The organism is Streptomyces sp. RerS4, assembly GCF_023515955.1.
In the GTDB taxonomy this organism is placed as follows: domain Bacteria; phylum Actinomycetota; class Actinomycetes; order Streptomycetales; family Streptomycetaceae; genus Streptomyces.
In genome coordinates, this window is record NZ_CP097322.1 from 3,673,042 (window position 1) to 3,691,502 (window position 18,461).

Consider the following 18,461-nt stretch of genomic DNA (forward strand, 5'->3'; position numbering starts at 1 on the left):
GTCCCCGTGACGGAGGCAGCTGAGCTTCCCCCGGCGCCTGAAGAGGCGCGCGCGGTGTTCGGTGAGTTTTTCCCGGAAGCTGTGCGGTATGCGGAGCTGCTGGCGGACGCGGGGGTCGAGCGCGGTCTGATCGGCCCGCGCGAGGTTCCCCGCCTCTGGGAGCGGCACCTGCTGAACTGCGCGGTGCTCTCGGAGGTGGTGCCCCAGGGCGTCACCGTGTGCGACGTGGGCTCGGGCGCCGGCCTGCCCGGTATTCCGCTGGCCCTGGTGCGCCGTGATCTGAAGATCACGCTGCTGGAGCCGCTGCTGCGCCGTACGAACTTCCTCCAGGAGGCCGTGGAACTGCTGGGCCTGGACCACGTCACGGTGGTGCGCGGGCGGGCCGAGGAGATGCTCGGCAAGCTCCAGCCGGTGCACGTGGTGACGGCGCGGGCCGTGGCCCCGCTGGACCGGCTCGCGGGCTGGGGTGTGCCGCTGCTGCGCCCGTACGGCGAGATGCTGGCGCTGAAGGGCGACACCGCGGAGGAGGAGCTCGTCGCGGCGAAGGCCGCGCTGACGAAGCTCGGTGTGGTGAAGACCTCGGTGCTCCAGGTGGGCGAGGGCGTCGTGGACCCCCTGTCCACGGTGGTCCGCGTGGAGTGCGGCGAGAGCCCCGGCGGGGTGCGGTTCGCGGCCAAGCGCGCCAAGGCGGCGCGGGCGGGGCGGGTCCGTAAGCGGCGTTGATCTTCCGATTTCGGGGGAGTTGCGTCCCTATAGGTATGGATTTCGGAGTGTCGTAGCGGCCTGAAGAGTCCGTCCGGGCATCGTGTTTCACGTGAAACGTCGCTCTCTGCTGCACGGAATCATCAGCCGCGGCCGTACCGCTGCGGCGCCCCGCCACCGAGAGGACGCGGGGGTGACGGAGTTGTCCACAACGGTGGATTCATCCACAGGAGTACGGGCCCCGCTGGTTCACGAGCCAGGTGGCATGGCAGGCTCTGTTCATCGCGAGCCCGCTGCCGAGGAGAGTGACACCGTGCGGTCCGACGCCAACCTCGCGGGGCCGATGGCCGATCCGGTCCCCGGTCCCCGCTCTGAATCGCCGGGCGAGGATGTTTCACGTGAAACACCCTCGCCACTCGTGGACAACGACGACAACGAGGACACCCCCATCGGTCGTGCCGCCCAGCTGGCGGTAGAGGCGCTCGGGCGGGCCGGCTCCCGTCTCCCCCGGCCCGCGCAGACGCGGATCATGGTGGTCGCGAACCAGAAGGGCGGCGTGGGCAAGACCACGACGACCGTGAACCTGGCGGCCTCCCTTGCCCTGCACGGTGCGCGGGTCCTCGTGATCGACCTCGACCCGCAGGGCAACGCGTCAACGGCTCTGGGCATCGACCACCACGCGGAGGTGCCCTCCATCTACGACGTCCTCGTGGACAGCCGGCCTCTGCTGGAAGTCGTCCAGCCGGTCGTGGACGTGGAAGGGCTCTTCTGCGCCCCGGCCACGATCGACCTCGCGGGCGCGGAGATCGAGCTGGTGTCCCTGGTGGCCCGCGAGAGCCGGCTCCAGCGCGCGATCCAGGCGTACGAGCAGCCGCTCGACTACATCCTGATCGACTGCCCGCCCTCGCTGGGCCTGCTGACCGTGAACGCCATGGTCGCCGGCGCCGAGGTGCTGATCCCGATCCAGTGCGAGTACTACGCGCTGGAGGGACTGGGGCAGCTGCTGCGCAACGTCGACCTGGTCCGGGCCCACCTGAATCCGACCCTGCACGTCTCGACGATCCTGCTGACGATGTACGACGGCAGGACGCGGCTCGCCTCCCAGGTCGCGGAGGAGGTGCGCACCCACTTCGGTAACGAGGTGCTGCGTACGAGCATCCCGCGGTCGGTGCGCATCTCGGAGGCTCCGAGCTACGGACAGACGGTCCTCACGTACGATCCGGGCTCCAGTGGCGCCCTCTCCTACCTGGAGGCGGCGCGGGAGATCTCGCTGCGCGGGGCCGGAATTCATTACGACGCCCTGCACGCCCACTCGGGCGCGGGCATGAACAGCACACAAGGCATGGCGGAGGGGATCCAGTGAGTGAGCGACGTAGGGGTCTGGGGCGGGGGCTCGGCGCGCTGATTCCGGCCGCTCCGCAGGAGAAGGCGCCGCTGAGCGCCGACGGGTCGACGTCTGCGACGTCGGTGCCGGTACTGACGTTGGAGCGGGGCATCGCCGCGGCGAAGCTCGCTTCGCTGGCGCAGGCCGATGTTTCACGTGAAACATCGGTGTTCGAGCCGGCCGGCACGGGGGTGGTCACGACCACGGCCACGGCTACGGCTACGGGCACGGAGGAGAACGCGGCCGGCGCGACGTTCGCGGAGCTTCCGCTCGACGCGATCGTTCCGAACCCGCGTCAGCCGCGCGTGGTCTTCGATGACGACGCCTTGGCCGAGTTGGTCACCTCCATCCAGGAAGTGGGTCTGCTCCAGCCGGTCATCGTCCGACAGTCGTCGGTGGGCCGCTATGAGCTGATCATGGGTGAGCGCCGCTGGCGCGCTTGCCGCGAGGCGGGGTTGGAGCGCATTCCGGCGATCGTCCGCGCCACGGACGACGAGAAGCTGCTGCTCGACGCGCTCTTGGAGAACCTGCACCGGGCCCAGTTGAACCCCCTGGAAGAGGCGGCCGCGTACGACCAGCTGCTCCAGGACTTCAACTGCACGCACGACCAGCTGGCCGACCGGATCGGGCGTTCGCGTCCGCAGGTCTCCAACACCCTGCGGCTGCTGAAGCTCTCGCCGCCGGTGCAGCGACGGGTGGCCGCGGGAGTGCTGTCGGCGGGGCACGCACGTGCGCTGCTCTCGGTGGAGGACGCCGAGGAGCAGGACCGGCTCGCCCACCGCATCGTCGCCGAGGGCCTGTCGGTGCGTGCGGTCGAGGAGATCATCACGCTGATGGCCTCCGAGCCCTCGCGCGTGGTGAAGCCGAAGGGGCCGAGGGCGGGCGCCCGCGTGGCCCCGGCGCTCAGTGAGCTGGCGACCCGGCTGTCGGACCGCTTCGAGACCCGGGTGAAGGTGGACCTGGGCCAGAAGAAGGGCAAGATCACGGTCGAGTTCGCCTCCATGGAGGACCTCGAACGGATCCTGGGGACGCTCGCACCCGGCGAGGGCCGGGTCCTGGAACAGGGCCTCTCCGGGGAGTAATTGCCCTGCGACCGCCCCCTGCCACGCCGAGGTCCATCGACACTCGAAGATGGCGGGGGGCAGTGGTTACGATGCGGTCATGGGTCGTCGGCTGGTACCGCTCACGCTGGACAACCTCCAGGATCTTCCCAGGCGTTGCAGGAGTTGCGTCTTCTGGGAGCTCGATCCCGTCAGCGGTGAGGCCGCCGTCAAGGCGGGCACTCCCGAGCTGGAGAAGGAGGCCTGGATCTCCGCCGTCCTGTTGGACTGGGGTTCCTGCGGCCGGGTGGTCTACGTGGACGAGGTCCCGGTGGGCTTCGTGCTGTACGCCCCGCCCGCCTACGTACCGCGTGCCGCCTCGTTCCCGACGAGCCCGATCTCTCCGGACGCCGTGCAGCTGATCACGGCCTGGATCATGCCGGGCTATCAGGGCCAAGGGCTGGGCCGGGTGATGGTTCAGACCGTCGCGAAGGATCTGCTGCGCCGTGGGTTCAAGGCGATCGAGGCCTTCGGTGATGCCCGCTGGGAGCGGCCCGCCTGCCTGCTGCCCGCCGACCACCTGCTCTCGGTGGGCTTCAAGACGGTGCGGCCCCACCCCATCCATCCCCGGCTGCGGTTGGAGCTGCGCACCACGCTGTCGTGGAAGGAAGACGTGGAGCTGGCCCTGGACCGCCTGCTGGGCGGGGCGAGGGCGCGGAAGGAACCGGCGCTGCGTCCGCTGTGAGTACGCCGGCATGCGATCGGTGGATGTGCGAACGGGGCCGCCCCTTGGAGGGGCGGCCCCGTTTCACGTGGTTCTCACCTGCCGCGCGGAGCGGTGGGTCAGGCGGTGGCGCCGGGCTTGGTCTCGATGAAGACGTCCAGGTCGCGCAGGATCGCGGCCTTCGGCTTGGCACCGACGATGGTCTTGACGACCTCGCCACCCTGGTAGACGTTCAGGGTGGGGATGGACATGACGCCGTACTTGGCAGCCGTGGCCGGGTTCTGGTCGATGTTGAGCTTCACGATCTCGATGTCGTCGCCGTGCTCGGCCGCGATGGCCTCCAGGGACGGCGCGATCTGGCGGCACGGGCCGCACCACTCGGCCCAGAAGTCCACCAGGACGGGCTTGTCGCTGGCCAGGACCACGGTGTCGAAATCCGCGTCGGTCACGTTCTTCAGAGTGCCGGCCACAGCGGCCTCCTTCTTTTCCTGCAGGGGTGTGGGGTGTGGGGTGGGGTGAAAAAGGGTCAGACGGTCGCGTGCGCGTGCTCGGCGTCCGCGAGGGCGGCGAGGTAGCGCTCCGCGTCGAGGGCGGCGGAGCAGCCGGTGCCGGCGGCCGTGATCGCCTGACGGTAGGTGTGGTCCACGACGTCGCCGGCGCCGAAGACACCGGTGAGGTTGGTGCGCGTGGAGGGCGCGTCGACCTTGAGGTAGCCCTCGTCGTCCAGGTCCAGCTGACCGGTGAACAGCTCGGTGCGCGGGTCGTGGCCGACGGCGATGAACAGGCCCGTCACGGGAAGCTCGGAGGTCTCACCGGTCTTGGTGTTGCGCAGGGTGAGGCCGGAGAGCTTCTGGTCGCCGTGGATCTCGGCGACCTCGCTGTCCCAGGCGAAGCTGATCTTCGGGTCGGCGAAGGCACGGTCCTGCATGGCCTTGGAGGCCCGCAGGCTGTCGCGGCGGTGCACGATGGTCACGCTCTTGGCGAAGCGGGAGAGGAAGGTCGCCTCCTCCATCGCGGTGTCGCCGCCGCCGACCACGGCGATGTCCTGGTCCTTGAAGAAGAACCCGTCGCAGGTGGCGCACCAGGAGACGCCGCGGCCCGAGAGGGTGTCCTCGTTGGGCAGGCCGAGCTTGCGGTGCTGGGAGCCGGTCGTGACGATGACGGCCTTCGCGCGGTGGACGGTGCCGGCGGTGTCGGTGACGGTCTTGATCTCACCGGTGAGGTCCACGGCCACGACGTCGTCCGGGACGAGCTCGGCACCGAAGCGCTCCGCCTGACCGCGCATGTTGTCCATGAGGTCCGGGCCCATGATGCCGTCCTGGAAACCGGGGAAGTTCTCGACCTCGGTGGTGTTCATCAGGGCGCCACCTGCGGTGACTGCGCCCTCGAAGACCAGAGGGTTGAGCGAAGCACGTGCGGTGTACAGGGCGGCCGTGTAACCGGCCGGCCCGGAGCCGATGATGATCACGTTTCGGACGTCGCTCACGGGTTCTTTCCTCGTCTCTGCGGACTTCGTGGTGCCTACCGGGGGCCGGTGCGGACTCTCACCCCACCCAACGGATCCTACGGCGCGCGCATTCCCCATTGGTCCCAGACCGTTCTTGAACCTGTCAGGTCCTTTCCCGGCCATGTCACGTCCGGGGATACGTACCGGTCAACAGGGGCCCGCCCGGGGTCTTCGCCGGGTCGTCCGCGCAGGAGGCGTCGACCAGGTAGGCGTCCACCCGCGCCGGGTCGCCGGAATGGGGGAGGACGACGAGGTAGGCCGCGGTTCCCCGGTAGCTGCCGAGCTCCGCGGCGAGCGGGGCTTCCGAGCGGCCGGTGGCGAGCCGGACGCAGGGCGGCACGGCCACGGCTTCGGGTGATGCCAGTCGGTCGGAAGGGGCGATGCCGGGCGCGGCGGAGTCCAGTCCCATGGTCTTGTTCGTCTGGTTTCCCGTGGCCAGGAGCTGCCGGACGTTGTCCCGCAGCCCCTGAGCGGTGTAGTCGCCGGCCCCCGAGGCCTGGTCGGAGCTGTTCGTGGGGGCCTGGGAGGCGCTGGACCGGGCGGTCGTGTCCGAGGACGGGGTACCGCTGAGGCCGTTGAAGAGCAGGACGCCGAACGCGCAGGCGGCGGCCCCGGCGAGACCCGCGATCACCGCGATGCGGCGACGGGCGCGGCGGCGACCGGGTCCGCTTGGGCCGGACGAGTGACCGGCGGGCCGCAGCGGCGGCGCGGTACGGGAGACGGGCGCAGGCGATGTTTCACGTGAAACGTCGCCGCCGCCGGTGACGGGCTCGGAGTCGGCGGCGGCCCGGGAGGCGGAGGCGTCGACGCGGGAGGTGGTGGAGTCGAGGAGCGCCTCGGCGGCGAGGGCGGCGTCGATGCGTCCGGCGACGGAGGACGGCATCCGCGGCGGGCCCGGGAGCGTGCCGAGCAGGGAACGGATCTCCGCCAGGGAGTCGCGTACGTCGGCGCACAGGGCGCAGTCGCCGAGGTGGCGGCGGACTTCGGCGGTGCGGGCAGGGGTGAGCAGCCCCTCGGTGAGGTCGGAGATCTCCGAGACCTCCGGGTGCCGGATCGCGCCGGTCATGCCGGTCGTGGGGGTCACGGTCGTCCACCTCCGCCCTTCACGGCGTCTGGATCTGGGTCAGGATGCCTGGGTTCCGTCGTCGGTGGGACGGGCGCCGCCGGCGTCCGGTTCCTTCCCCGCTCGGTGGCGGTGTTATCCCCGGCATTCGTGCGCAGATGAGTGAGCAGCGGGAGGAGTTTCGCCCGGCCGCGCGCGCACCGGCTCTTCACGGTGCCGGTGGGGACGTCGAGGATCCGCGCGGCCTCGGCGACGGGGTACCCCTGCATGTCGACGAGGACGAGCGCGGCCCGCTGGTCGGCCGGGAGGGTGCCGAGGGCGGCCAGCAGCTGCCGGTGGAGGTCCTGGCGTTCCGCCGGCGCCTCGGCGGACTCGTGGGGCTCCAGGAGCCGCTCCAGGCGGTCCGTGTCGTCGAGCGGGGAGGTCCGTCGGGAGGCGGCCTTGCGGGCGCGGTCGAGGCAGGCGTTCACGGTGATGCGGTGCAGCCAGGTGGTGACGGCGGAATCACCGCGGAAGGTGTGGGCGGCCCGGTACGCGGAGACCAGGGCGTCCTGGACCGCGTCGGCCGCTTCCTCCCGGTCGCCGAGGGTGCGCAGCGCGACGGCCCAAAGCCGGTCGCGGTGGCGGCGTACGAGCTCACCGAAGGCGTCGGGATCGCCGGCCACGTGCAGCGCCAACAGTTCCCGGTCGCCGCGGTCGCCGGTGGCGGCTTGGTCCAACGGTGAGCCCCTCCCCTGTGTGCGTCAGCCCTTGAACTTCACATCCGTGATGCCCTGCTTGTAACCGGCCTTGCTGAAGTCGTCGTAGCCCGCGTAGGGGACGTCGGTGATCCACAGCAGGACGTAGCGCGTCTTGACCGGTGTTTCGGCGGTCAAGTTCACCGCGGAGTCCTTGGTCGTCGCCCCCGCGATCTTCTTCATGCGGTCGACCGAGGTCTTCGGGTCCATGGAGTCGGCCGCGTACAGCGCCAGCGTGGTGTGGTCGCCCCGGTGTTTCAACGCTATCGACGCGGTGCTGACCTCGTGCTCGCCGCCGAGGTCGTAGATGATCCCGACGCCGGGCTTGATCTCGATCCTGGGGCCGTCGTTGAAGCTCTTGGTGCGCCAGTAGCTGGAGCTGTCGCCGTCGTAGGTCTTGGAGACCCCGTCGGTGTTCTGCGGGTTGCCGTCCGGGTAGTACTCGGCGGCTCCCTTGACGGCGAGGGGAACGGGGTCCTTCTTGTCCGCCGTGTCCTGGGGGCCCTGCTGGGTGGAGTGGTTGGTGTCGCCGCTGTTCTTCTTGCTGCGGTCGAGCAGGGCGTCGGCGAGCTGCCAGCTGCCCAGCCCGAGGGCGGCGATGAGCAGCGCGGCCACGCCCCACTTGAGGGCCCGGCCGGTCCGGCTCTGGAGCGGGGGCGGCGGGGGGCCGACGACGACGGACTGGGCCGTGGTCCGACCGGTGGCCAGGGGCCGTCCGTAGCTGCCCTGCTGGTAGGTGGTGTGCTGGTACTCCGGGGGTGCCGTGAAGGCCGGCTCCGGCGGCCGGATGCGGGGCATCGCGGCGACGGCCTTGGAGAGTTCCTCCGGGGTGGTGCAGGGTGGTTCCTGCCGGGACGCGGTGGCGCCGTCGTTGGCGAGGGCGCGCATGGCGAGCTCGCCCAGGCCCCGGTGGACGCCGGCGCGGACCTGGTCGGGGGCGATCAGGCCGACGCCCTTGGGCAGGCCGGCCAGTCCGTACGCGTCGTTCTCGTACGGCCAGCGCTGGGTGAGGGCGGCGTACAGCAGTGCGCCGATGGCTTCGGTGTCGGCCCGCTGCGGGGTGTCGCTGGTGATGCCGCGCAGGGCGGCGTTCACGGCGAGGCCGCGGATGCGGTACTGGCCGCTGGAGGTCCGCAGTATGGCGCTGGGGGTCAGGCGCAGGTGGGCCAGGCCCTCGCGGTGAGCGGCGGTCATGGCCTGGGAGACCTGGCTGACGAGCTGGTAGGCCTCGTGGGGCTCCAGCGGTCCGGCGGCGAGGACGGCCGTGAGTTCGGTGGCGTCGGGGAGCCACTCGTGGACCACGTAGACGAGGTCGTTCTCCTCGACGGCGTCGAGGACCTGCACGAAGCGGGGGTCGCCGAGCAGGGCCGAGGAGCGGGCGGCGGCCAGGACGGTGCGGGCCCGCGGATGGTCTGCGGGCAGCAGGTGAACGCCCACCGCGCGGCGCAGCTTCTCGTCCATCGCGCGCCAGCTGCTGAATCCGTCCAGACGGGTGACGCACTCTTCGAGGCGGTAGCGCCTCGCGAGCTTGTGGCCGCTGTGGAGTTCGGGCGCGGTCGCGGGTGCCGCGCTGGTGCGTTCGCCGTCCTTCTCGGGCATGGGTCCGTCCGCGGCTCGTCCGTTCTGGGTGTCCACCCCGTCGGCCGTGGCCTTGGCCGCGTGAGCGGCCGGCGGCTGATTGCCGCTGTTGTCGGCCACGTCGACGGCAGCCGTGCTACGTTCCGCCACCGTCGTCCCTGCCTCCCCATCCGTTGCGCGCTGTCGGCCAGTCTGCGAAGCCATGCCAATTGTGCCCACAGTCCGGCGCTCTGCACGACACGCGAAGAGGGCCCGGATGGTTGGCGGGTGAACGCATCAGCGGCCCAGTCGTCCGCGGACCATTCCGACCATGGCGTTGAGCTCTTCGATCCGCATCCGCTTGGCCGCGACGAGGAACACCGCGCCCAGCCCGACGGCGCCCGCGATCAGGGCGGCGAGGGACCCGAGGGCCCCGTTGCCCAGCCAGCGGGTGACTGCGTAGGCGATGGCACCGGCCACGACGGCGGCCGGCACGCACGCGCCGATCAGGCGGGTGTAGGTGCGCATCACGTGGGCGCCGTCGAGGTCGCCACCGAGACGGTTCTTCAGGCGGCGCCAGGCCACGCCGACGCCGACCGCGTAACCGAGCCCGTAGGCGGCGGCCATGCCGACGACGGCCCAGCGGGCCGGCAGGACGAAGAAGGCCAGGGTGGAGACACCGGCGTTGACCGCGGCGACGATGACCGTGTTGTAGAAGGGGGTCCGGGTGTCCTCGTAGGCGTAGAAGCCGCGCAGGACCACGTACTGCACGGAGTACGGGATCAGGCCGAGGCCGAACGCCATCAGGATGAAGCCGATGTTGGTGGCGTCGTCGGCGCCGGTGCTGGCGTAGAGCAGCGTGGCCATCGGGACGCCGAGCGCGAGGAAGGCGAAGGAGCAGGGCACGATCGCCACTGCCGAGGTGCGCAGGCCGTAGGAGATGTCGTCGCGGACGGCGGCGGCGTCGCCGTCGTGGGCGGAGCGCGAGATGCGCGGCAGGACGGCCGTCATGACGGAGACGGTGATGATGGCCTGCGGCATCTGCCACAGGAGCAGGGCGTAGTTGTAACCGGTGATGCCGGTACCGCCGTGGCCCTGCTTGTCGGCGACCTCACCCGCCCAGGTGGCGAGCTGGGTGACGACGACGAGGCCGATCTGGTTGGCGAGGACGAAGAAGAAGGTCCACTTGGCGAGGCCGGCGGCCTTGCCGAGGCCGTGGCCCTTCCAGTCGAAGCGCAGGCGCATCTTGAAGCCGGCGTCGCGCAGGTAGGGGAGCATCGCCAGGGACTGGACGACGAGGCCGAGCAGGGTGCCGATGCCCAACAGGCGGACGCCCTCGGGGGTGATGCTCGCCTCGGTGACTCCGGTGGCGGTGAAGCCGCCGAAGGCCCAGATGAAGGTTCCGAAGGTGGCGATGACGACGACGTTGTTGAGGACGGGGGTCCACATCATCGCGCCGAACCGGCCGCGTGCGTTGAGGATCTGACCGAGCACCACGTGCACGCCCATGAAGAACATGGTGGGCAGGCAGTATTGGGCGAAGGCCACGGCGATTTCCATGCGCTGCGGATCGCCGGCGATCTTCTGCGACATCATGCCGATGAACAGCGGAGCCGCCAACACGCAGATGGTGGTCACCGCGCCGAGCAGCACCACGACGAGTGTCAGCAGCCGGTTGGCGTAGGCCTCGCCGCCATCGTCGTCGTTCTTCATGGCGCGGACGAGCTGCGGGATGAAGACCGCGTTGAGGGCGCCACCACCGACGAGGACGTAGATCATCGTCGGCAGTGTGTTGGCGACCTGGTAACTGTCGTTGAGGGAGGCGACGCCGATGGCGCCGGCGATCACCAGCGTGCGCGCGAAGCCGGTGATGCGGGAGACGATGGTGCCGGCCGCCATCAGGGCGCTGGACTTCAGCAGGCTGGCGGCCCGCCCGGCGGGCTTCGTCGGGGCCGGCGTGGCCACGGGGGCCTCCTCCACCGGGGTGCGCGGGGCCGCCTGTTGGTCGCGGTAGAGGTGGGTGAAGGCGTCCGGCTCCGGCTCCTCCTCCGCGGCACTGGTCACCAGGGAGTCCACTCCGACGAACTGTGTCGTCGACGCGCGGTCGCCGTAGGGCAGGTGGCGGGAGGGGCCGTCGGGCTCGGGCGGCGGGGTCTGCGCCCAGATGTGCGGGTCGGGGCCGGGCGTGGGCGCCTGCGGGGCGGCGTAGAGCGGGCCGGGCTCCTGGTAGGTGCCCGGCGGCGGCGGGGGGTGGGACGCGCGGTCGTACAGGACCTCGACCACGGGGTCCTGCGCCGACAGGTCCTGGTCCCGGTAGGGGTCGTAGTCGTAGGCGTCCTGGACGTACGGGTCGTGGTCCGGCGCTGGCGCGGGTGCGGGAACCTGTCCGGGCACCGGAGTGCCCGGGGCAGTGCCCTGGGAGGGCGCCGGCCCACCAGTGCCCTGCGCTCGGTCACCGTCGTACGGCGCGTTCATCGCAACCCCACCTCATCGTCCCCAGGCCGACCGGCCACGGCATCGCTCAACGGTCCACTGTCTCACCCGTGCCGGACCCCTCCGCGCTTTGCGGTTCGGTGTCCGGGGACTCGTCACTCGGCTGCGTGCTGTCCTCGGCGACCGCGCGCGCGGCGACGCGCTTGCGGCTGGCGTACATCTTGATGCCTGCCAGGACCAGCAGGAGAACACCGCCGGCGATGACGAGCATGACGGTGGGGGTGATCTCGGTTGCCTCCACGGTGAACTTCCGTTCCTTGCCGTAGGGCACGCCGTCCTTGGTGAAGAGCCGTGCGGTGACCTCGACGGGACCGCTCGCAGTGGCGTTGGCGGTGAACTTTACCGTCTGGCTGTGGCCGCCCTGGACGGTGACTTCCTGTTCCGCTTCGCCGCTGTCGCCGAACACCAGACGGGTGGGGTTGGCGGACTTCACGCGCAGCACGAGGTTGTGGACGTCCTGGACGAGGCTGTTCTGGACGCTGACCGGGATGGTCGCGCTGTGGCCGGACAGGGTCGCGTCCGACTTGGGGACGACCTTGACCTTGTCGGTCAGCCCGATCAGGTAGTCCTGGACGTCGTCCCGGTAGATGCGGGCGTCGTCGGGGCGGCCCCGCCAGGAGGTGGACATCTCCCGGTTGGTGGTGTTTCCGAAGGGGATCTCGACGCGGTCCGGGGCCGTCAGGATGACCTTGAAGTGGTCGAGGGTGTTCCGCGTGGTGCGGATCTTCTCGAACGCCGAGACCGGCAGCTCCTGCTTGGCCAGGGACTCCGGGTACTGCCCGGCGCCCGGAACCTGGGTCGCGGCCCCCGGATCGGGCTTGGCGGCGGCGGCCGCCTCCAGGTCGGAGGGCTGGCTCCAGCGGCCGCCCTGGAGCCCGCGCAGGGCGGTGGCCATCGATTCCGCCTGCATGGCGCTGGGCCTGCGCTGCGGGGCGACCACGTAGCTGCGGGGCTCGTCGCTGTTCTGCAGGTTCAGGGCGAGGCTGTGGGCGAGGAACTGCTGCACGGCGAGGGTGGAGTCGCCCGCGCGGGCCATGTCACCCTCGAAGGCGGTGGAGAGGTCCGCGTCCGCGACCACGGCGGTGGTGCCGGCGCCGATGGGACGGGCGGCCGTCGGCGTGTAGCCGAGGGAGCCCGTCTCCTGGAGGCTGTCGCTGCGGGTCAGGACGTTGTGCGCGCCCGCCGAGGTCGCCACGTTCACGATCGACGGGTCGATCGCACCGTCCACCGGCCAGGAGAAGTCGGTCGACGGGGTGACGTGGAGCACCGTCTCGACGGCGTCCTTCGCCTTGTCGGTCGCGGGCCGCAGTTGGCCCAAGGTGCCCGAGACGTCCTTGCCGTGATGGGCGAGGGAGGCCAGGTCGGGGTCGGCGAACGGCAGGGCGACGACCTTCTTGCCCTGGACGGCGCTCTCCAGGGAGCTGAGCCACTGCTCCGCGAGAGCCTTGTTCCTGCCCTGGACGGGCTTGCCGCCGGGCTCGGGGCTGCGGACGCGGTAGCCCTTGGTCATGGCGTCGACGGTGGTCAGCAGATCGGGGTCGATGACCCAGGTGATCGGCAGGTCCTTGCCGAGCGAGACCATGCGCTCCAGCCGGCCGCCCGGTCGCAGCTCCTCCGCGAGCGAGTCGTCGAGGAAGACGGGGGTCTGGAGTTCGTCCGAGCCGCTCTCCGCGGTGACGTGCGTCGTGGAGATCAGCGGCCACACGTAGGTCAGGGAGGACCGCTTGGCCGCCGGGTCGGGCTGCCAGGGCAGGAACGTCCGCTGGATGCCGAGGACCTGCTCGCCGGGCCGGCTGTCCGTGGACCCGGACAGGGAGATCCCCAGTTGGTAGACCCCGTCCGCGCCCAGGTCGAGCTTGTTGACCGGAACCTTGATCGTGAAGTCCTGGTCGACCTTGGCGGGGAGCGAGTCGATCTTCACGGAGAAGGCCTGGTCGATCTCCCCCGGGTCCACCCCCGGCCGGAATCCCTTGCGGTCGGCGACCTCGTCGATGGACGACCGGTCCCCCAGCCTCGGCCCCACCCGCAGACCGACATGGGCGTTCTTGATCGTCTCGCGGCTGTTGTTGACCACCGTCCCCGAGATGGTCAGCGTGTCGCTCTTGACCGGCGCGCTGGGCGCCACCTCGGTCAGCTGGACGTCGACGGCGGACTCGGCCGCCTGGGCCGGTGGGGCGGGGGCGTAGACCAGAGCGGCGAGCACCGGCGTCCCGGTGAGCAGGACGGCGGCCCGTCGCAGCCACCGGCGCCGGGCAGGGGCGGGGGACGCCCCCTGGTTGTCTGCCGCCTCGGCCACGCGCTCGCCCGTCCCTCGAAGTGTCAGTGGTCGTCGGTTGTGCGTCCACGCATGGTAACGAGGCGCGCTGTGCGCGAGTGCCGCGGCTTGCTCCACATGATCGGGACCGCCCGGGGCCCGCGCGGGCGGAGGCCTGCGGAAACGGGGGCGCCCGGACCGGGCGGGACACGTACCCTTTTCTGTTGTGCCGAACGCCAATGAAGACAACCCCAGTGCCCTGAGTCAGGTGCAGCGCCGCGCGGTCAGCGAATTGCTGCGCGTCGCTCCCGTCGCCGACGAGCTCGGCCGCCGCTTCCAGGAGGCGGGCTTCCACCTCGCCCTGGTCGGAGGCTCCGTCCGCGACGCGTTGCTCGGGCGTCTCGGCAACGACCTCGACTTCACCACCGACGCGCGTCCCGAGGACGTCCTGAAGATCGTGCGGCCCTGGGCCGACTCGGTATGGGACATCGGGATCGCCTTCGGGACGATCGGGGCCCAGAAGACCGCCCGCATCGGGGACGTCGACCGGAACTTCCAGATCGAGGTGACCACGTACCGCTCCGAGGCGTACGACCGCACCTCGCGCAAGCCCGAGGTCTCCTACGGCGACTCCATCGAGGAAGACCTGGTCCGGCGCGACTTCACCGTCAACGCCATGGCGCTCGCCCTGCCCGAGCAGGAGTTCGTGGACCCGCACGGCGGCCTGGAGGACCTGGCCGCCGGGGTGCTGCGCACGCCGGGCACCCCGGAGGAATCCTTCTCCGACGACCCGCTGCGCATGCTGCGCGCGGCCCGTTTCGCCGCGCAGCTGGACTTCGAGGTCGCACCCGAGGTGGTGGCCGCGATGAAGGAGATGTCGGACCGGATCGAGATCGTCTCGGCCGAGCGGGTCCAGGCCGAGCTGAACAAGCTGCTGTTGTCCGCCCACCCCCGCAAGGGGCTGGGCCTGCTCGTGGACTCCGGTCTGGCGGACCGGGTGCTGCCGGAGCTGCCCGCGCTGCGCCTCGAAAGCGACGAGCACCACCGGCACAAGGACGTGTACGACCACTCCCTGATCGTGCTGGAGCAGGCGATCGCCCTGGAGGAGGAGGGCCCGGACCTGGTGCTGCGGCTGGCCGCCCTGCTGCACGACATCGGCAAGCCGCGCACCCGCCGGTTCGAGAGCGACGGCCGGGTCTCCTTCCACCACCACGAGGTGGTGGGCGCGAAGATGACCAAGAAGCGCATGACGGCCCTGAAGTACTCGAACGACATGATCAAGGACGTTTCCCGGCTGGTGGAGCTGCACCTGCGCTTCCACGGCTACGGGGACGGCGAGTGGACCGACTCGGCGGTGCGGCGCTACGTCCGTGACGCCGGGCCGCTGCTCAGCCGCCTGCACAAGCTGACCCGGTCGGACTGCACCACGCGCAACAAGCGCAAGGCCGGCGCGCTCTCCCGCACCTACGACGGGCTGGAGGAGCGGATCGCCCAGCTCCAGGAGCAGGAGGAGCTGGACGCGATCCGCCCCGACCTGGACGGCAACGAGATCCAGCGGGTCCTGGGCATCAAGCCGGGCCCGGCCGTGGGCAAGGCCTACGCCTTCCTCCTGGACCTCCGCCTGGAGAACGGCCCGATGGGTCACGACGCCGCGGTTGCCGCCCTCAAGGAGTGGTGGGCCACCCAGGGCGCCGAGAAGCCCGAGGCCTGACGGACTCCGCGTCGATGTTTCACGTGAAACATCGACGCGGAGCACACCCCTTCTCGCCGCGCGCGATGTTTCACGTGAAACGTCGGCGGCCGCTGTCGGCGGGCGGTGTCTGCCCCTGCCGCAGTATGAGAGCGGCCGTGCCGGCGTAGAGCAGGGCCACACCGAGGATCAGCGGGACGGATCGGCCGTCGACGGGCAGCATGAGCGCGGCCACGGCGGCCGCTCCGACGAAGGCGACGTTGAACAGCACGTCGTAAACGGAGAAGACCCGCCCCCGGAAGGCGTCGTCCACCCGGGACTGCACGATCGTGTCGGTGGAGATCTTGGCGCCCTGGGTGGCGAGGCCGAGGACGAACGCGGCGACGAGCATCGGCCCGGGGGCGAAGAACAGGCCCAGTGCCGGGACCAGCACGGCCGAGGCGCCGGCGCAGCAGCTGATCCAGCCCAGCGGGCCCAGCCGGTTCACCAGCCAGGGCGTGACGGCGGCGGCCGCGAAGAATCCGGCGCCGGAGACCCCGACGGCGATGCCGAGCAGGGCCAGACCGTCCGACTCGTTGTCCGACCAGGAGTAGCGGCAGAGCATCAGCAGCATCACGGTGAGCGCCCCGTAGCAGAACCGCATCACCGTCATCGCCGTGAGCGCCCGAGCGGCCTCGCGTCGGTCGGCCAGGTGCTTCAGACCCTCGACCATGCCCCGGGCCGTCAGCGCGATCCCCTCCGTGACGGAGGGGTGGACCCGGCCAGGCGGGTGGTCGGGTCCCAGCAGGTCGATGGCCAGGCTCAGGGCGGCGAGGGCCGCGCCCAGGTAGAGGGCGGCGCCCAGCAGGACCACCACGGCGTTGGAATCGGAACCCAGGAGCCGGACCAGGAAGGCGAGCCCGCCACCGGCGACGGCCGCGAGGGTTCCGGCGGTGGGCGAGAGGGCGTTCGCCGTGACCAGCTGGTCGGGGGCGACGACGCGGGGCAGGGAGGCGGCGAGCCCGGCCAGGACGAAGCGGTTCACGGCGGTCACGGACAGGGCGGACGCGTAGAACAGCCAGTCCGGTGCGTGCGCCACGATCAGCACGCCGGTCACACAGGCGAGGAAGGCCCGCAGCAGGTTGCCGTAGAGGAAGACCTGGCGCCGAAGCCAGCGGTCCAGCAGGACCCCGGCGAAGGGTCCGATCACCGAATAGGGCAGCAGCAGGACGGCCATGGCCGAGGCGATGGCCGCCGGCGAGGCCTGCTTCTCCGGGGAGAACACCACGTAGGTGGCGAGCGCGACCTGGTAGACACCGTCGGCGGCCTGGGAGAGCAGCCGTACGGCGAGCAGGTTGCGGAAATCCCTCAGGCGCAGGAGTACGCGCAGATCACGTACGACAGGCATGAGGGCAAGGGTCACATACGCCGTGGGTCCCCGGACACATTGTCCGGGGACCCACGGCGGAAGAACAGTCGAAGTCCAGGTGTCCCGTCGGGACCCTCGGGTGCGACTAGCGCTCGACCTCACCCTTGATGAACTTCTCGACGTTGGCGAAGGCCTCGTCGTCGAAGTACTGCACCGGCGGGGACTTCATGAAGTAGCTGGAGGCCGACAGGATCGGGCCACCGATGCCGCGGTCCTTGGCGATCTTCGCGGCGCGCAGGGCGTCGATGATGACACCGGCGGAGTTCGGGGAGTCCCACACCTCAAGCTTGTACTCAAGGTTCAGCGGGACGTCGCCGAAGGCGCGACCCTCAAGGCGGACGTAGGCCCACTTGCGGTCGTCGAGCCACGCGACGTAGTCGGACGGGCCGATGTGGACGTTCTTCTCGCCGAGGTCACGGTCGGGGATCTGCGAGGTGACGGCCTGCGTCTTGGAGATCTTCTTCGACTCCAGGCGGTCGCGCTCGAGCATGTTCTTGAAGTCCATGTTGCCGCCGACGTTGAGCTGCATGGTGCGCTCAAGACGGACACCGCGGTCCTCGAACAGCTTCGCCATCACGCGGTGCGTGATGGTGGCGCCGACCTGGGACTTGATGTCGTCGCCGACGATCGGGACACCGGCCTCGGTGAACTTGTCAGCCCACTCCTTGGTGCCGGCGATGAAGACCGGGAGGGCGTTGACGAACGCGACCTTGGCGTCGATGGCGCACTGGGCGTAGAACTTCGCCGCTTCCTCGGAACCGACGGGCAGGTAGCAGACGAGAACGTCGACCTGGCGGTCCTTGAGGATCTGGACGACGTCGACGGGGGCCTCGGCGGACTCCTCGATCGTCATCCGGTAGTACTTGCCCAGGCCGTCCAGGGTGTGGCCGCGCTGGACGGTCACGCCGGAGTTCGGGACGTCGCAGATCTTGATGGTGTTGTTCTCGCTGGCGCCGATGGCGTCGGAGAGGTCGAGGCCGACCTTCTTCGCGTCGACGTCGAACGCGGCGACGAACTCGACGTCACCCACGTGGTAGTCGCCGAACTGGACGTGCATCAGCCCGGGGACCTTGGACGCCGGGTCGGCGTCCTTGTAGTACTCGACGCCCTGCACCAGCGAGGCGGCGCAGTTGCCCACGCCGACGATGGCTACGCGAACCGAACCCATTCCGGTTGCTCCCTGTTTGTTCTCGGAACGAGGCCTGCGAGATGCAGACCTCACTTTGCAGTTTCGTCGGGCGGACCGGACCGTCTGCGGTCCCGTCCCGCCCGCTCGCTCTCGATGAGCTCGTTCAGCCAGCGCACTTCACGCTCCACGGATTCCATTCCGTGGCGTTGCAGCTCGAGCGTGTAGTCGTCGAGGCGCTCCCGGGTCCGTGCGAGGGAGGCGCGCATCTTTTCGAGGCGCTCCTCCAGCCGGCTGCGGCGGCCCTCCAGCACGCGCATCCGCACGTCTCGTTCGGTCTGGCCGAAGAAGGCGAAGCGGGCTGCGAAGGACTCGTCCTCCCAGGTGTCGGGGCCGGTGTGGGAGAGGAGCTCTTCGAAGTGCTCCTTACCCGCGGCCGTCAACCGGTAGACGATCTTGGCGCGGCGCCCTGCGAGTGAAGCGGCGAGGGCGTCCTCCGGGGCGTTGCCCGGCTCTTCGATCAACCAGCCGTTGGCGACCAGCGTCTTGAGGCAGGGATACAGAGTCCCGTAGCTGAACGCCCTGAACACCCCCAGCGAGGTGTTGAGCCGCTTGCGGAGCTCATAACCGTGCATGGGGGATTCGCGAAGCAGGCCGAGGACGGCGAACTCGAGGATGCCGGAGCGCCTGCTCATCCGCCTGCCCCTCTCTGCCTCTGAGTTTATGTCGAGCTGATGTATCGGCTCGATACATCCAGACGATAGAACGGGTGGACT

The 18,461-nt window shown here is 70.3% G+C and carries 15 protein-coding genes; 5 read left to right on the forward strand and 10 right to left on the reverse strand.

The features are described 5' to 3' along the window. Window positions 1-6 precede the first annotated feature (6 nt). The 4 genes from rsmG to M4D82_RS16990 all read left to right on the forward strand — a co-directional run bounded on the left by rsmG (window position 7) and on the right by M4D82_RS16990 (window position 3,871). The gene (rsmG, locus tag M4D82_RS16975) at window positions 7-723 is read left to right on the forward strand and encodes a 16S rRNA (guanine(527)-N(7))-methyltransferase RsmG (protein ID WP_249766857.1); all 717 of its coding nucleotides are present in this window, start codon (window positions 7-9) and stop codon (window positions 721-723) included. A gap of 244 nt (window positions 724-967) precedes the next feature. Next, on the forward strand, window positions 968-2,065 hold the full coding sequence (locus M4D82_RS16980) for a ParA family protein (RefSeq protein ID WP_283844484.1): 1,098 nt from the start codon (window positions 968-970) through the stop codon (window positions 2,063-2,065). Then, the gene (locus M4D82_RS16985; RefSeq protein ID WP_249766858.1) at window positions 2,062-3,168 is read left to right on the forward strand and encodes a ParB/RepB/Spo0J family partition protein; all 1,107 of its coding nucleotides are present in this window, start codon (window positions 2,062-2,064) and stop codon (window positions 3,166-3,168) included. The genes M4D82_RS16980 and M4D82_RS16985 overlap by 4 nt, the downstream gene beginning before the upstream one ends. A gap of 79 nt (window positions 3,169-3,247) precedes the next feature. Continuing rightward, the gene (locus M4D82_RS16990; RefSeq protein WP_249766859.1) at window positions 3,248-3,871 is read left to right on the forward strand and encodes a GNAT family N-acetyltransferase; all 624 of its coding nucleotides are present in this window, start codon (window positions 3,248-3,250) and stop codon (window positions 3,869-3,871) included. 98 nt (window positions 3,872-3,969) lie between these two features. Here the strand turns inward: M4D82_RS16990 and trxA are convergent, their stop codons facing one another. The 7 genes from trxA to M4D82_RS17025 form a co-directional block, all read right to left on the reverse strand. Then, window positions 3,970-4,320: a thioredoxin gene (trxA, locus tag M4D82_RS16995; protein ID WP_283844485.1), complete on the reverse strand. Its 351-nt coding sequence runs from the start codon at window positions 4,318-4,320 to the stop codon at window positions 3,970-3,972. A gap of 56 nt (window positions 4,321-4,376) precedes the next feature. Continuing rightward, window positions 4,377-5,336: a thioredoxin-disulfide reductase gene (gene trxB, locus M4D82_RS17000; RefSeq protein WP_249766860.1), complete on the reverse strand. Its 960-nt coding sequence runs from the start codon at window positions 5,334-5,336 to the stop codon at window positions 4,377-4,379. 145 nt (window positions 5,337-5,481) lie between these two features. Then, entirely contained in the window at window positions 5,482-6,441 is a 960-nt protein-coding gene (locus M4D82_RS17005; protein ID WP_249766861.1) for an RsmA family anti-sigma factor, read from the reverse strand. After that, entirely contained in the window at window positions 6,438-7,139 is a 702-nt protein-coding gene (gene sigM, locus M4D82_RS17010) for an RNA polymerase sigma factor SigM (RefSeq protein ID WP_249766862.1), read from the reverse strand. Before sigM ends, M4D82_RS17005 begins: the two co-directional genes overlap by 4 nt. Before the next feature lie 24 nt (window positions 7,140-7,163). Next, the gene (locus tag M4D82_RS17015) at window positions 7,164-8,885 is read right to left on the reverse strand and encodes a protein kinase family protein (RefSeq protein WP_249766863.1); all 1,722 of its coding nucleotides are present in this window, start codon (window positions 8,883-8,885) and stop codon (window positions 7,164-7,166) included. A gap of 126 nt (window positions 8,886-9,011) precedes the next feature. Then, window positions 9,012-11,189 (reverse strand): murein biosynthesis integral membrane protein MurJ, encoded by a 2,178-nt coding sequence (gene murJ, locus M4D82_RS17020; RefSeq protein WP_249766864.1) that lies wholly within the window; start codon window positions 11,187-11,189, stop codon window positions 9,012-9,014. 46 nt (window positions 11,190-11,235) lie between these two features. Further along, window positions 11,236-13,503 (reverse strand): DUF6049 family protein, encoded by a 2,268-nt coding sequence (locus tag M4D82_RS17025; RefSeq protein ID WP_249766865.1) that lies wholly within the window; start codon window positions 13,501-13,503, stop codon window positions 11,236-11,238. Window positions 13,504-13,687: 184 nt separating this feature from the next. Here M4D82_RS17025 and M4D82_RS17030 point away from each other — a divergent pair, with 184 nt between their 5' ends. Next, window positions 13,688-15,172, forward strand: coding sequence for a CCA tRNA nucleotidyltransferase (locus M4D82_RS17030; protein ID WP_249766866.1), 1,485 nt, complete (start codon window positions 13,688-13,690; stop codon window positions 15,170-15,172). Window positions 15,173-15,242: 70 nt separating this feature from the next. Here the strand turns inward: M4D82_RS17030 and M4D82_RS17035 are convergent, their stop codons facing one another. The 3 genes from M4D82_RS17035 to M4D82_RS17045 form a co-directional block, all read right to left on the reverse strand. Beyond that, window positions 15,243-16,538 carry an MFS transporter gene (locus M4D82_RS17035; protein ID WP_249766867.1) on the reverse strand — a complete coding sequence of 432 codons (1,296 nt, stop codon included), beginning with the start codon at window positions 16,536-16,538 and terminating at the stop codon, window positions 15,243-15,245. Window positions 16,539-16,644: 106 nt separating this feature from the next. Further along, window positions 16,645-17,727 (reverse strand): inositol-3-phosphate synthase, encoded by a 1,083-nt coding sequence (locus M4D82_RS17040; protein ID WP_249766868.1) that lies wholly within the window; start codon window positions 17,725-17,727, stop codon window positions 16,645-16,647. 50 nt (window positions 17,728-17,777) lie between these two features. Further along, window positions 17,778-18,380: a PadR family transcriptional regulator gene (locus M4D82_RS17045; RefSeq protein WP_249766869.1), complete on the reverse strand. Its 603-nt coding sequence runs from the start codon at window positions 18,378-18,380 to the stop codon at window positions 17,778-17,780. Window positions 18,381-18,461: the final 81 nt, after the last annotated feature.

Excerpts from the sequence above, each read along its gene's own strand:
- M4D82_RS16980 (WP_283844484.1), top strand. The coding sequence starts at position 968 with ATGGCAGGCTCTGTTCATCGCGAGCCCGCTGCCGAGGAGAGTGACACC.
- M4D82_RS16990 (WP_249766859.1), top strand. The coding sequence starts at position 3,248 with ATGGGTCGTCGGCTGGTACCGCTCACGCTGGACAACCTCCAGGATCTT.
- murJ (WP_249766864.1), bottom strand. The coding sequence starts at position 11,189 with ATGAACGCGCCGTACGACGGTGACCGAGCGCAGGGCACTGGTGGGCCG.
- M4D82_RS17035 (WP_249766867.1), bottom strand. The coding sequence starts at position 16,538 with ATGCCTGTCGTACGTGATCTGCGCGTACTCCTGCGCCTGAGGGATTTC.
- M4D82_RS17040 (WP_249766868.1), bottom strand. The coding sequence starts at position 17,727 with ATGGGTTCGGTTCGCGTAGCCATCGTCGGCGTGGGCAACTGCGCCGCC.
- M4D82_RS17045 (WP_249766869.1), bottom strand. The coding sequence starts at position 18,380 with ATGAGCAGGCGCTCCGGCATCCTCGAGTTCGCCGTCCTCGGCCTGCTT.